Below are 12,615 nucleotides of genomic sequence, written 5' to 3' on the forward strand. Positions count from 1 at the left end.
AAAAAATCATGCGACATTACGCGACCATCGAGGAACTGCGCATCGCCGCCAGGAAGCGCGTGCCGCGCATGTTCTACGACTATGTCGATGCCGGTTCGTGGACCGAATCGACGTATCGCGCGAACAGTGACGACTTCGCGCAACTGCAGTTCCGGCAGCGTGTCGCCGTGGATTTCAGCGAGCGCAATCTCACGACGACGATGGCTGGTATCCCCGTTTCGATGCCGGTCGCCATTGCACCGACCGGCATCGCCGGCATGCAACGCGCGGATGGCGAGATTCTCGCGGCGCGCGCGGCCGCGCGCTTCGGTGTGCCGTTCACGTTATCGACGGTCAGCATCTGCTCGATCGAGGACGTCGCCGCGCATACGCAGAAGCCTTTTTGGTTTCAGCTCTACATGATGAAGGACCGCGGTTTCATTGCGGACCTGATTTATCGCGCGAAAATTGCCGGGTGTTCCGCGCTCGTCCTCACGCTCGACTTGCAGATTCAAGGCCAGCGCCACAAGGACAAACGGAACGGTCTGTCCGCGCCGCCAAAGCTCACGCTGCGCAACCTCGCGCATCTGTCGCGCTATCCGCGCTGGTGTGCGGGCATGCTGGGCACGCCGCGCCGCACCTTCGGCAATATCGTCGGACATGCGCCGGGCGTGACGGGCATCGCGTCAATGGCCGACTGGGCCGCGCGGCAGTTCGACCCGACGCTCACGTGGCAGGACATCGACTGGGTGCGCAAGCAGTGGGGCGGCAAGATCATCCTGAAGGGCATCCTCGACGAGGAAGACGCGCGCATTGCCCGCGATATCGGCGCGGACGCGCTCATCGTTTCGAATCATGGCGGGCGTCAACTGGACGGCGCGCCTTCGAGCATTTCCATGCTGCCGCGTATCGCAGAAGCCGTGCATGGCGATATCGAACTGCACATGGACGGTGGCATCCGCTCGGGACAAGACGTGTTGAAAGCGCTCGCTTGCGGCGCGCGCGGCGTGTACATAGGCCGCGCATTTCTGTATGGACTCGGCGCGGAAGGTGAAGCGGGCGTGACACGTGCGCTCGAAATCATCCGCGATGAACTCGATATGACGATGGCCCTCGCAGGCGTCACTGATGCACGCGCGATAGACGGCCGCGTATTGCGCTCAGGCGGCTTTACCTGCGGGCGCGGCGCGCTGGAAACACCGGTGCGCATGCAGGTTGCTTGAATCACGGAAAAAAGGAGACTCGCATCATGCTGAAGGCATTGACCCCGCAACAGGTTGAACATTTCCAGCAACACGGCTATGTCGCGCCCATTCGCGTGATGTCCGAAGAGACCGCGCTCGAACTGCGCAAGCGCCTGGAGGACTTCGAGCACGAGAAAAGTTCGTTCGCGAAGAAGGCGCTCAACGTAAAGAGCCATCTGCTGTTTCCGTGGCTCAACGATCTCGTGCGCAACGACAAGGTAGTCGATGCAATCGACGATCTCTACGGCGAGAATCTGCTGGTCTGGGCAAGCAGCTTCTTCATCAAGAACGCGCGCGACCCGGCTTACGTGTCGTGGCATCAGGACTCGACGTATTGGGGTTTGTCCAAGCCCGATGTCGTGACCGCGTGGGTCGCGCTTTCGGAGAGCAACCGTTCGAACGGTGCGATGCAGGTCGTGCCGGGCACGCATCTGCTCGATCAGATGCCGCATCGCGATACCTTCAACGAGCACAATCTGCTCACACGCGGGCAGGAAGTCGCGGTGGAAGTGGATGAAGCGCAGGCGGTATCGATCGAACTCGCGCCGGGCGAGATGTCGCTTCATCATGTGCGGATCGTGCATGGCTCGCCGCCCAACCATTCGGACAAGCGGCGCATCGGCTATGCCATCCGCTATATCCCGACTTATGTGCGCCAGCTCGAAGGCGAGGACAGCGCCACGCTCGTGCGCGGCATCGATACGTACAACACCTTCGAGCACGAGCCGCGTCCGACCGAGGAACTGGACCCGGCGTTCGTCGCGCTGCATCAGCAGATCGGCGAGCGCAACCTGAACATTCTCTACAAGGGCGCGGGACAAACCGCAACCGGACGACGCTAGACGCATGACGAACACGAAATTCGAAGCAGCGGTCTTGGAGCGTAAAGGCGAGCCCTTGCAGATCAGGCGCGTCACGCTCGGCAATCTGGCCGACACGGATGTGATCGTGCGCGTGAAGGCGACGAGCCTGTGCCATACCGATCTCGAAGCGGTGCGCGGCGACTTACGCACGCCGCTTCCGTTCGTGCCGGGGCACGAAGCGGCGGGTATCGTCGAATGGGCGGGCAACGCAGTGCGCGGCGTGAAGGTGGGCGACCATGTCGTCACGTCGTGGAATCCTCATTGCGGCGCGTGCTTTTACTGTGCGCGCAAGCTTTCGATTCTCTGCCAGCTGTATCGCGATCACGCGGCGCAGTCGTTCCATTTCGATGGCGCGCCTCGCCTCTTTCTCGACGATGGCGCGCCCGTGCATCAGTTGATGTATTCGGGCAGCTTCGCGGAGTTGTGCGTGGTGTCGGAAGAGTGTGCGGTGAAGGTGCCCCACGAGATGCCGTTCGACCGCGCGTGTCTCATCGGCTGTGGCGTGATGACGGGCGTGGGCGCGGCGCTGAATGTCGCGAAGGTCGAGCCGGGCAGTACCGTGACGGTAATCGGCTGCGGCGCGGTCGGCTTGTCGGCGGTGCAGGGCGCGCGGCTCGCGGGCGCGGCACGCATCATCGCGGTGGATCGCTCGTCGGACAAGCTCGATCTCGCGCGCGCGGTCGGCGCCACTCACGCGCTTTCAGCCGACGACAACCTCGCTGCCGCGCATGCCGATCTGACCCAGGGACGCGGCGCGGATTACGTATTCGAGGCTGCGGGTAATCGCACATCGCTGCGGACAAGCGTGGAGCTTGCAAGGCCCGGCGCGCATGTCGTGTGGCTCGGCAAGCTGCCGGCGGAAGAAGAGGCCTCGTTTCGTTGGGCGAGCCTCATGGGCGAGAAACAGATCGTACGTTCGAGCTACGGCGGCGCGAACCCGGCCAGCGACTTTCCGATGCTCGCCAAAGCGTATCTCGACGGCTCGCTGAAACTCGACGAGTACGTGACGTCGCATATCGCGCTTGCCAATATCAACGACGGCTTGCAAAGGCTCGCCACGGGCGCGGAGCTGCGCGCGGTCATCGAATTCTGAGCGAACGTCATGCGTCATCCCGACATGCAACCCGGCTGGATCGACGCGCCGCATCGCAGCGCGACGCTCGGGCGCTTCGCGCTGGAATCGGGCGAACATATAGACGATCTGCTCGTGTCCTACGTCGTGCACGGCGATATCGGCGACCGCGCACGGCCCGTGGTATTGGGCTTGTGCGCGATCGGCAGCACGCATCATCGGCTGGACTTTCTGATCGGCGAGGCGCGTGCCTTCGACCCGCAAAGGGTGAACATCATCGTCGTGGATGCGCTCGGCAATGGCTTGTCGAGTTCGCCTTCCAATGCGTTGAGCCAGGGCGGCGAGCGCTTTCCGCGCTTCACCATCCGCGACATGGTGAAGAGCCAGAAGGCGCTGCTCGATCATCTCGGCATCGATGAAGTGGCCGCCGTGGTCGGCGCGTCGATGGGCGGCATGCAGGCGTTGCAGTGGGGCGTGACGTTTCCGCGCTTCATGCGCAAGCTCGTCGCGCTAACGCCGATGGCGAAGACCACGCCCTGGTCGCAGGCGATCAATCATGCGGGACGCAGCGCGCTTTCTAAGTCGAACGGAGACTGGAGCGCGTGGCTCGCGGTGATGCAGATCATCGCCATGCGTACGCCCGAACGCTTCGCCGATGACGCCGCGAAAGCGGGCGGCACATACGCCTGGCTCGATGCGCGCGCCGCATGGTGGGCGACGCAGCGCGCCGATCCGCTCGACTGGATTGCGCAGTCGCATGCCTACGATACCCACGATGTCGGCACCACCCCCGGCTTCGATGGTGACACCGCAAAGGCGCTGGCCGCGATTGCGGCACCCACGCTCGTCTGCGTGCCCGCGCTCGATCTCTACAATCCCGTTGAAGCGGGCGTCTGGGCCGCGGAGCACATTCCGCAAGCGACCTTGCTGCGGCTGCCCTGCACGAGCGGGCACATGATGGCCTCGGAAGCGGACCCGCAGGCGGCGGCGCAGCTGAACGACGCCATCGCCGAATTCATGCGGTGACGGCGCATACGTGCTGGGGTATGGTTGAGCATCGATCGAATCTGCACGAAGAACACATGAGCCAGTTGAACACCTACGCGACGAATGCCGCCGATACCCCGCCGCTTGATGCAGGCGGCTCCATCCAGCATCGCACTTACCGGCTGTTGCGCGAGATGATCGAGGACGGACGTATCGCGCCTGGAGAAAAGCTGCTCGAAGCGCAGGTCGCGAAGTCTTTTTGCATCAGCCGCTCGCCTGCGCGTATTGCGCTTGCGGCGTTGTGCGCTGACAAGATCATCGTCGAGAGCGAGGGGCGCGGGTATCGCGTGGCGGGAACGGCATCGGCGGAACGCGCGGGCAAGGCGGCCGTGCTCGACAAGGTCGAACTCACTAACGAGCCGCAATGGCAGCGCATGTATGCCGATCTGGAGCGCGAACTTTGTACGCGCGTGCTGTTCGGCTCGGTGCGTATCACCGAGGAAGCGCTGGCGCAGTACTTCGACGTGAGCCGCACTGTGGCGCGCGGCGTCATGGCGCGCATGCATAGCGTGGGCGCGCTGTCGCAGGACCGCAATGGACACTGGATTGCCGAACAGGTGACCGAGGCGCGTATTGGGCATCTCTTCGAAATGCGCCGTTTGCTCGAACCGACCGCGCTGGTGCATGCCGCGCCGCTTGTTTCGCGCGAATTTCTCGAAGGCGTGCGCGAGCGGCTCATCGGCGCGATCGAGGCCACGCATCGCGGCGGCGCCGAAATGGACATGGCGGAAACAGACCTGCATATCGACCTGCTCGCGCATTGCCCGAATAAGGAGATCGTGTTTGCGCTGCAGCGTACGCATGTGCTGTTCGTGCCGACGCGCTATTTGAGCGACCCGTATCTGCAGATTCCCGATCAGCTCATCAGCGATGCCTTCACGGAGCATCTGCGCATCATCGACGACATTCTCGCCGGCAAGCCCGAACGCGCGGCGCAGACCTTACAGGAGCACATCGGCGAAGCGGATACACGGTGGATGCTGCGCTTCGAGATCATCCGGCGCTTGAGGCAGCCCGATCTTCCGCCGTATCTTTCGTCGCTCGGCAGCGTCTGATTCCTGTTCACGCGCGGCCGGCTTCTTCGATCGCCTGCATCAAAAGACGCACGCCGGGAGACAGAGGCGCGTCGCGCCGCGTGACCAGTTCGTAAGGCTCGCTACGCGACGACAATGCAAGCGGCAAGGTGCAGACGATGCCATGCGCCGTGCAAAAGCGCGCGACATCCACGGACACCAGCGCCACTAGCGACGGGTTTTTCTGTAGCAGAGAAAGCGTCGCGAACGCCGATGTGGTTTCGAGCAGATGCGCGGGAAAACGCAGGCCTGCATCGTGAAACTCGCGTTCGAGCAAGAGGCGCATGGGCATGTTCGCGCGATACACGACCCACCGGTGCTTCGCCAGATCCTTCAAGGCCACGCGCTTTCTCTTCGCCAAGGGATGCTCCGTATTGGCGATGACCGCGAGCGTCTCGTCCTGCACGATCGCGCTGTCGTAGAGATACGGCGTTTGACTCACGCTCGTGCGGCACACGGCGAGATCGAGCCGGCCGGCATCGATCAGACTCAGCAACGTCGCGCTCGTATCTTCCACGATTTCCACCGACATCTCTGGCTGACGCGTGGCGACTTCGGTGATCGCATCGGTCACGAGCGGCACCGCGCCCATGATGACGCCTACCGCCACGCGCCCGCCGTATCCACGCATGATGCCGACGATCTCTTCACGCAAATGCGCCAGGTCCGTATGAATGAGCCGCGCATAGCGGATCACGCAATGGCCGATCGCGTTGGGTTCGAGCCCGCGATTGGTCCGCACGAATAGCGGCGCGCCGAAGGTGGTTTCGATTTCATGGAGCGCCTTGCTCGCGCCCGGTTGCGTGAGCGCGAGTTGCCTTGCCGCGCCGACCAGCGAGCCGCGTTCTTCGAGCGCGATGAGAAGCCGCAACTGTTTGACATGCAGGCGGGAGATGATCGAGTCGATGCTGGGCGTCATGGCCGCGAGGGTTGAGTAAAAGTTATAGCGGTATCAATTGTCGTCAGTATCGCCGCGAAGTTCTCCGACGTATACTCGACCACCACCGCGGCGCGCTTCGCTCCATATAACCTTTCCTCAGTCACCATGTCCCTCATCAACTACATCACGCAGATTCAGTTCGACTTCGGCGCGTTGCGCCTGCTTGCGGGAGAGTGCGAACGCTTCGGCATCAAACGCCCGCTGATCGTGACCGATGCAGGCATTCGCGCAGCCGGTCTGCTCGATAAAGTCGTCGATGCGCTGGGCGCGCAAACGCCCGCGCCGGTATTCGACGCGACGCCGCCCAATCCGAACGAAGCGGCCGTGCGCGCGGCGGTGGCGATGTATCGCGAGAACGATTGCGACGGCGTGATCGCGGCAGGCGGCGGTTCGTCCATCGATCTGGCGAAGGGCGTGGCCGTCTGCGCAACCCACGAAGGTCCGCTGCAAAGTTTCGCGGTGATCGAAGGCGGCCTTGCGCGCATCACGGCGGCGACCGCGCCGGTCATCGCCATTCCGACGACGGCGGGCACCGGCAGCGAAGTGGGTCGCGGCGCGATCCTGATTCTCGACGATGGCCGCAAGGTCGGCGTGATCTCGCCTTATGTCGTGCCAAAAGTCGCCATCTGCGACCCCGAACTCACGCTGGGCCTGCCGCCGCTGATGACCGCCGCCACCGGCATGGACGCCGTGGCGCACTGTCTCGAAACCTTCATGGCGCCGGTGTTCAACGCACCCGCCGACGGCATCGCGCTCGACGGCTTGTGGCGCGCGTGGCGGCATATCGAACGCGCGACGCGCAATCCCGCCGACCGCGTGGCGCGCTGGAACATGATGAGCGCGTCGATGCAGGGCGCGCTTGCGTTCCAGAAGGGTCTCGGCTGTGTGCACAGCCTGTCGCACTCGCTCGGCGGCATCAACCCGAAGCTGCATCACGGCACGCTAAACGCCATTTTCTTGCCGGCGGTCATCGCGTTCAACAGCAGCGCGCCGACCATGCAGGAAGAGGGCAAGCTTTCGCGCATTGCGCAGGCAATGGGCCTCGCATCCGGCGATGAGGTGGGCGAGGCCATCCGCGCGATGACCGCGACGCTCGGACTGCCGCGCGGTTTGTCCGATCTCGGCGTGACGCGCGAATTGTTCCCGCGCATCATCGCGGGCGCGCTAAAGGACCACAGTCATAAGACGAATCCGCGCGAGGCATCGACGGAAGACTACACGGCTATTCTCGAGGCATCCCTGTAATTCGGGCCGGAAGGCAAGACAAGCGACGGCGGCCTATTTGCGGCATTGCAACACGACCCTTACGGGAAAACCCTAGGTTCTGTTACAATGATTGGCAAATTTTGGGGAACTTGTCATGGGCCGCCGCTTCGTTGTCGTAGAAAAGATCGCTTTTACCCTTCTCACCATGTCCGCCGTGCTGGACGCGAGCTATATCACCTGGGAAAGCCACCCTAATTTCCGTGAGAACGTTACGGAAATCGTCAAGATGAGTTCAGACCTCTCGTTGGCGAACCCCGGCGGCGACGCCACGCCGCTCGTTCCCATGGCGTTCAATTAAGTTTCACGTCGCCGCGCTCGCCTTCTTCGAGCGCGGCAGTCGCATACCCGCTATACGGCCCGCCGTCGCACGGCGCGCGCACCTTGTCTTATGCTGGCGGCTCCTCAAGCCGTTTCCGCCGCCACGCATGTCCGCCGCCATCCAAACCAACGCCAGTTTCGGCGATCAAATCACGAGCTTTGCCCGCAGCATCGGGCAGATCGTCCTGCAGCGTAATGCCGCGACGGGCGTCTGCATCTTCGTCGCGCTGCTGTGCGCGAATCCCCGGCTCGCGTGCGGTCTGCTTATCGGCGCGTTGACGGGCAACGTCATTACCGTCATCACGCAAGACGCGGATTCACCCGCCATGCGCGACGATCTCTACGGTTTCAACGGCGCATTGGCCGCGCTCGCGGCGTTCACGTTTATCGGCGATGCATCGCAGGCGGCGGCTGTGGCCATTGTCGCGGCGATGGCCGCGACGCTCATCGCCCCCACGCTCGCCGGCAAACTCATGCGCTTTGGCTTGCCGATCTTCTCCAGCCCGGCGATCATCGTGACCTGGTGCTGGCTGCCGTTTCTGGCCGGGCGCGGCGATACAGGCGCGATTCCGCCCGTCGCGACGGGCTTCGTTTCCATGCTGGAGGCGGCTTTCGCGGGCCTCGCGCCGATTGTCTTCGCGACCGGCGCGCTGGCCGGTGCGCTCATCGCAATCGGGCTGTTTGCCGCCGGGCCGTCGCGTGCGGCGTGGGCGCTCGCGGGCAGTGGACTCGGCGCGTTTCTGCACGCACTCGGCGGCGCAAGCGATGCCGTCGCGCTCTCCGGTGCATGCGGTTTCAATGCGGCGCTCGCGGCGCTGGCCGCCGCGCCGCTCGGCGGCCGCTATACGCTGCTGGCGATCGTCGCATCGGTGTTGTTCGAGCGCGTGATCGATTGCCTGGGCGTCGCCGCGTTGACCGCGCCTTTCGTGCTGGCGTCGTGGACGGTGCTTTGCATGGCGCGCCGTCTCGAGGCGCATACGGACAAGTCGCATCGCATGCAGGCAGCGCCCGCTCTCGTCGATAAAGGAGACTCACATGTCGTTCACCCACACGCCTGAGCGCCGCATCGCGGAAAGCGGACCGCGTTCGGCGGCCGAAGCGGCGACGCGCGCCGATCTGGCGGCGGCGTATCGGCTCGTTGCGCTCAACGGCTGGGACGATGTCGTCTATACGCACATCTCGGCAAGCGTTCCCGGCGAGCCCGGCCGCTTTCTGATCAACCCGTTCGGGCTTTCCTTCGACGAAGTCACGGCGTCGAATCTCGTCAAGATCGATATCGATGGCAACGTGATCGGCGCGACCGCGCATCCCGTGAACGCGACCGGCTTCGCGCTGCATGGCGCGGTGCACGCCGCCCGTGCCGATGCCGTTTGCGTGATGCATCTTCACGTGCGCGAAGCGATCGCCGTGTCCGCGCAACCGCACGGTTTGCTGCCCGGCTCGCAACATGCCATGCGCTTTCACGGGCACCTGGCGTACCACGATTACGAAGGCCTCGCGTTTTCGCCGGCGGAAGGCGAGCGGCTGGTTGCGAGTCTCGGCGCGCATCGCGCCATGCTCTTGCGCAATCACGGGCCGCTTACGCTTGGGCGCACCATCGCCGAGGCTTACGTGCTGATGGATATGCTCGTGAAGGCGTGCGATATTCAGCTGCGCGCGCTGGCGGGCGTAGGCAAGATGATCGTGCCGAATCCGGATGTCGTCGCGCGCACGGCCGCACAATTGCACGATGACGATGCGATCGAAGGCGCGCTCGAATGGCCTGCGCTGCTGCGCAAGCTCGAGCGCATCGACCCGTCGTATCGGGAATGAAGGTTCAACTCAAAGGAGATCGACGGCATGCCGACATTCAACATTCAACTGTTCGAAGGCCGCACGGCGGAAGAGAAGCGCAAGTTCGTCGAGGCGATCACGCGTACGACTTGCGAGACGCTCGGCTGCGAGCCGGGCTCCGTGGATATCATTCTGACGGATGTGAAGCGCGAGAATTGGGCGACGGCAGGGAAGCTCTGGTCGGAGCAGTAGTTGTGCGTTCATGTGGCTGACGTTTCGGCTGTCTGCCGCTTTTGGATGGATCGCCGGATCTCAATTCTTTCACCGGATCCGAGCGCGATGCGCGCATCATACGACGGGCGACGCCCCTTCAGCGGCAAGCGCGGCCTTCACCGCAGGGCGTGCGCCGATCCGGTCCACAAAGCGTGCGAGCGACTTCCAGCGCTCGATGTCTATTGAGAAGTGCGGCAGCCACGACAGTATCGTGTATAGGTAGGCGTCCGCCACACCGAAGTCGCCGACCTGTGCGGCGGCCTTCGAGACAGATCGCGCATCCGCCACGGCCACCAGCAAACGCCAATGCATCAAGTTCATCATGATCGGATGGGCTTAAGGGGAAATCGCGGGCGAGCGCTTCGGGGCGCCATGCGTCGATAACATCGACCGCTTTTGAACAAGGTCTGACGCCGATGAATGCAACCTAAGTACGTTCAGCCGAACTCTCGTGCGTAAGTGACTAATCGACGAAGGACCGCCAAGCGGCCCTTCATCCAATGCAACTCAAGCCGTCTGCTTGGCTGCCAGCCGAAACTTATGCAACAACGGTTCCGTATACCCGCTAGGCTGCGTACGACCCTCGAACACCAGCGCGCACGCCGCCTTGAACGCATACGAACTGTCGAATGCCGGCGCCATCGGACGATAATGCGGGTCTGCTTCGTTCTGCTGGTCCACCACGGCGGCCATGCGTTCCAGCGTTTGTCTCACCTGCTCTTCCGTGACGATGCCATGCCGCAGCCAATTCGCAATGTGCTGGCTCGAAATGCGCAGGGTGGCGCGGTCTTCCATCAGGCCGACATCGTGAATGTCAGGCACCTTCGAACAGCCCACGCCCTGATCGACCCAGCGCACCACATAACCGAGAATGCCCTGTGCGTTGTTCTCGATCTCGCTCTTGATGTCGTCTTCCGACCAGCTCGGCTTGTCGACCACCGGAATGGTCAGCAGGCCATCCAGCAGTTCGTTCTTCACGCCGTCGTAGTCGATGCTCTCCATGTCCTGCTGAACGTGCTGCACATCGACCTGATGGTAATGCAGCGCATGCAGCGTGGCCGCCGTGGGCGAAGGCACCCACGCCGTGTTCGCGCCCGCCTTCGGGTGCGCGATTTTCTGCTGCAGCATGGCGTGCATGAGATCGGGCATCGCCCACATGCCCTTGCCGATCTGAGCGCGGCCGCGCAAGCCGGTGTTCAGCCCGACGAGCACGTTGTTACGCTCGTATGCGCCAATCCAAGCGGACGACTTCATGTCGCCCTTGCGCATCATCGGGCCGGCTTCCATCGACGAATGCATCTCGTCGCCGGTGCGATCCAGAAAGCCCGTGTTGATGAACGCGACGCGCGCGCCCGCCGCCGCGATACATGCCTTGAGGTTCACGCTGGTGCGGCGTTCCTCGTCCATGATGCCCATCTTGATGGTATGACGCGGCAAGCCAAGCAGGTCCTCGACGCGCGTGAAAAGCTCGTCCGAAAACGCCACTTCGGCGGGGCCGTGCATCTTCGGCTTGACGATATAGATGGAGCCCGTGCGCGAGTTGATCTTGTTCTTGAGGTCGTGCAGCGCGCCGAGCGTGGTCATCACCGCGTCGAGAATGCCTTCGGGAATCTCGTTGCCGTCGCGATCGAGCACGGCGGGGTTGGTCATCAGATGCCCGACGTTGCGGATGAAGAGGAGCGAGCGGCCATGCAGCTTGAGCGTCGAGCCGTCGGGCGCGGTGTATTCGCGGTCGGGGTTCAGGCTGCGCGTGAAGCTCTTGCCGTTCTTCGTCACCTGCTCGGCGAGATTGCCCTGCATGAGACCGAGCCAGTTGCGATAGAGCGCGGTCTTGTCGGCGGCATCGACGGCGGCCACCGAATCTTCGCAATCGATGATCGTGCTCACCGCCGCTTCCATCAGCAGGTCCTTGACATGCGCGCCATCCGTCTTGCCGATGGGATGATCGGCGTCGATCTGAATCTCGACATGCAGGTCGTTATGCTTGAGGAGGATGGCGTGGGGCGCGCTGGCATCGCCCTGAAAGCCCGCGAACTGTTCCGGGTTCGCGAGGCGGCTCTTGTCGTCCTTCAGCGTGACGACGAGCTTGCCCTGTTCGATGCTGTACTTCGTGGCGTCGGCATGGGAGCCGTGCGCGAGGGGCGCATTGTCGTCGAGAAAGGCGCGTGCATACGCGATTACTTTCGCGCCGCGCTTAGGATTGAACTCGGCCGTGCGCTCGGCGCCGTCGCTTTCGTCGATGGCATCGGTGCCATACAGCGCGTCATACAGACTGCCCCAGCGTGCGTTCGCGGCGTTGAGCGCATAGCGCAGATTCGACAGCGGCACGACGAGTTGCGGACCGGCCTGTTCGGCGATTTCGCGATCGACATTGGCGGTCGTTGCGCGCACGCTGGCAGGCGCGGGCACGATATAGCCGATCTCTTCCAGAAACTTGCGATACGCGCGCAGGTCGCGCACCGGGCCAGGATTGCCGCGATGCCAGTTGTCGAGTTCGGTCTGCAGGCGGTCGCGCTCGGCGAGCAACGCGCGGTTCTTCGGTGCGAGATCGTGCACCAGGGCGTCGAAGCCTTTCCAGAAGGAAGCAGTATCGACGTCCGTGCCGGGAATGGCTTCTTCTTCGACGAACTTGGCGAGACTCGTGGCGACCTTGAGGCCGTGTTGTTGGGTCATGTCGGTCATGGGCACTCCGGCTGAACGATGCTTCAGGGGTTTTTGGGCGGGCTGGGCAATATGGTAGCGCGGATTGACGGCGGGTCGCTGTTCG

Annotated in this window: 13 protein-coding genes; 10 read left to right on the top strand and 3 right to left on the bottom strand. The window is 63.3% G+C overall.

The window, feature by feature from the left end:
- Positions 1-8: 8 nt before the first annotated feature.
- The 5 genes from P9250_RS05985 to P9250_RS06005 are packed head-to-tail and all read left to right on the top strand — an operon-like array spanning position 9 to position 5,260.
- Positions 9-1,202: an alpha-hydroxy acid oxidase gene (locus P9250_RS05985; protein WP_244830966.1), complete on the top strand. Its 1,194-nt coding sequence runs from the start codon at positions 9-11 to the stop codon at positions 1,200-1,202.
- Between the two features lie 26 nt (positions 1,203-1,228).
- Complete coding sequence (locus tag P9250_RS05990; RefSeq protein WP_244830965.1) at positions 1,229-2,065, top strand: phytanoyl-CoA dioxygenase family protein; 837 nt, start codon at positions 1,229-1,231, stop codon at positions 2,063-2,065.
- Between the two features lie 4 nt (positions 2,066-2,069).
- A complete protein-coding gene (locus tag P9250_RS05995; protein ID WP_310391736.1) occupies positions 2,070-3,179 on the top strand; it encodes a Zn-dependent alcohol dehydrogenase in 1,110 nt (369 codons plus the stop codon).
- Positions 3,180-3,188: 9 nt separating this feature from the next.
- Positions 3,189-4,184 (top strand): alpha/beta fold hydrolase, encoded by a 996-nt coding sequence (locus P9250_RS06000; RefSeq protein ID WP_310391738.1) that lies wholly within the window; start codon positions 3,189-3,191, stop codon positions 4,182-4,184.
- Between the two features lie 56 nt (positions 4,185-4,240).
- The gene (locus tag P9250_RS06005) at positions 4,241-5,260 is read left to right on the top strand and encodes a GntR family transcriptional regulator (protein ID WP_244830962.1); all 1,020 of its coding nucleotides are present in this window, start codon (positions 4,241-4,243) and stop codon (positions 5,258-5,260) included.
- Positions 5,261-5,267: 7 nt separating this feature from the next.
- Here P9250_RS06005 and P9250_RS06010 read toward each other — a convergent pair whose 3' ends face one another.
- Entirely contained in the window at positions 5,268-6,197 is a 930-nt protein-coding gene (locus P9250_RS06010) for a LysR family transcriptional regulator (protein ID WP_310391740.1), read from the bottom strand.
- 126 nt (positions 6,198-6,323) lie between these two features.
- Here P9250_RS06010 and P9250_RS06015 point away from each other — a divergent pair, with 126 nt between their 5' ends.
- The 5 genes from P9250_RS06015 (at position 6,324) to P9250_RS06035 (ending at position 9,827) form a co-directional block, all read left to right on the top strand.
- Positions 6,324-7,463, top strand: a complete 1,140-nt coding sequence (locus P9250_RS06015) for an iron-containing alcohol dehydrogenase (protein WP_310391742.1) — start codon at positions 6,324-6,326, stop codon at positions 7,461-7,463.
- Positions 7,464-7,578: 115 nt separating this feature from the next.
- Positions 7,579-7,782: a hypothetical protein gene (locus P9250_RS06020; RefSeq protein ID WP_244830959.1), complete on the top strand. Its 204-nt coding sequence runs from the start codon at positions 7,579-7,581 to the stop codon at positions 7,780-7,782.
- A gap of 127 nt (positions 7,783-7,909) precedes the next feature.
- Positions 7,910-8,860, top strand: coding sequence for an urea transporter (locus tag P9250_RS06025; protein ID WP_310391745.1), 951 nt, complete (start codon positions 7,910-7,912; stop codon positions 8,858-8,860).
- Positions 8,838-9,614 carry a class II aldolase/adducin family protein gene (locus tag P9250_RS06030; RefSeq protein WP_310391746.1) on the top strand — a complete coding sequence of 259 codons (777 nt, stop codon included), beginning with the start codon at positions 8,838-8,840 and terminating at the stop codon, positions 9,612-9,614. The genes P9250_RS06025 and P9250_RS06030 overlap by 23 nt, the downstream gene beginning before the upstream one ends.
- 27 nt (positions 9,615-9,641) lie before the next feature.
- Positions 9,642-9,827, top strand: a complete 186-nt coding sequence (locus tag P9250_RS06035) for a 4-oxalocrotonate tautomerase (protein WP_016347879.1) — start codon at positions 9,642-9,644, stop codon at positions 9,825-9,827.
- A gap of 96 nt (positions 9,828-9,923) precedes the next feature.
- On the opposite strand, the gene P9250_RS06040 is transcribed toward P9250_RS06035, so the two are convergent.
- Together P9250_RS06040 and P9250_RS06045 are read right to left on the bottom strand one after the other, a co-directional pair.
- Complete coding sequence (locus P9250_RS06040; RefSeq protein ID WP_250527574.1) at positions 9,924-10,172, bottom strand: hypothetical protein; 249 nt, start codon at positions 10,170-10,172, stop codon at positions 9,924-9,926.
- Positions 10,173-10,355: 183 nt separating this feature from the next.
- Positions 10,356-12,530: a malate synthase G gene (locus P9250_RS06045; RefSeq protein WP_250510945.1), complete on the bottom strand. Its 2,175-nt coding sequence runs from the start codon at positions 12,528-12,530 to the stop codon at positions 10,356-10,358.
- Positions 12,531-12,615: the final 85 nt, after the last annotated feature.

Source organism: Caballeronia sp. LP006 (genome assembly GCF_031450995.1).
Taxonomy (GTDB): domain Bacteria; phylum Pseudomonadota; class Gammaproteobacteria; order Burkholderiales; family Burkholderiaceae; genus Caballeronia.

Excerpts from the sequence above, each read along its gene's own strand:
- P9250_RS05995 (WP_310391736.1), top strand. The coding sequence starts at position 2,070 with ATGACGAACACGAAATTCGAAGCAGCGGTCTTGGAGCGTAAAGGCGAG.
- P9250_RS06020 (WP_244830959.1), top strand. The coding sequence starts at position 7,579 with ATGGGCCGCCGCTTCGTTGTCGTAGAAAAGATCGCTTTTACCCTTCTC.
- P9250_RS06025 (WP_310391745.1), top strand. The coding sequence starts at position 7,910 with ATGTCCGCCGCCATCCAAACCAACGCCAGTTTCGGCGATCAAATCACG.
- P9250_RS06015 (WP_310391742.1), top strand. The coding sequence starts at position 6,324 with ATGTCCCTCATCAACTACATCACGCAGATTCAGTTCGACTTCGGCGCG.
- P9250_RS06035 (WP_016347879.1), top strand. The coding sequence starts at position 9,642 with ATGCCGACATTCAACATTCAACTGTTCGAAGGCCGCACGGCGGAAGAG.
- P9250_RS06010 (WP_310391740.1), bottom strand. The coding sequence starts at position 6,197 with ATGACGCCCAGCATCGACTCGATCATCTCCCGCCTGCATGTCAAACAG.
- P9250_RS06040 (WP_250527574.1), bottom strand. The coding sequence starts at position 10,172 with ATGATGAACTTGATGCATTGGCGTTTGCTGGTGGCCGTGGCGGATGCG.
- P9250_RS05990 (WP_244830965.1), top strand. The coding sequence starts at position 1,229 with ATGCTGAAGGCATTGACCCCGCAACAGGTTGAACATTTCCAGCAACAC.
- P9250_RS06000 (WP_310391738.1), top strand. The coding sequence starts at position 3,189 with ATGCGTCATCCCGACATGCAACCCGGCTGGATCGACGCGCCGCATCGC.
- P9250_RS05985 (WP_244830966.1), top strand. The coding sequence starts at position 9 with ATGCGACATTACGCGACCATCGAGGAACTGCGCATCGCCGCCAGGAAG.
- P9250_RS06005 (WP_244830962.1), top strand. The coding sequence starts at position 4,241 with ATGAGCCAGTTGAACACCTACGCGACGAATGCCGCCGATACCCCGCCG.
- P9250_RS06030 (WP_310391746.1), top strand. The coding sequence starts at position 8,838 with ATGTCGTTCACCCACACGCCTGAGCGCCGCATCGCGGAAAGCGGACCG.
- P9250_RS06045 (WP_250510945.1), bottom strand. The coding sequence starts at position 12,530 with ATGACCGACATGACCCAACAACACGGCCTCAAGGTCGCCACGAGTCTC.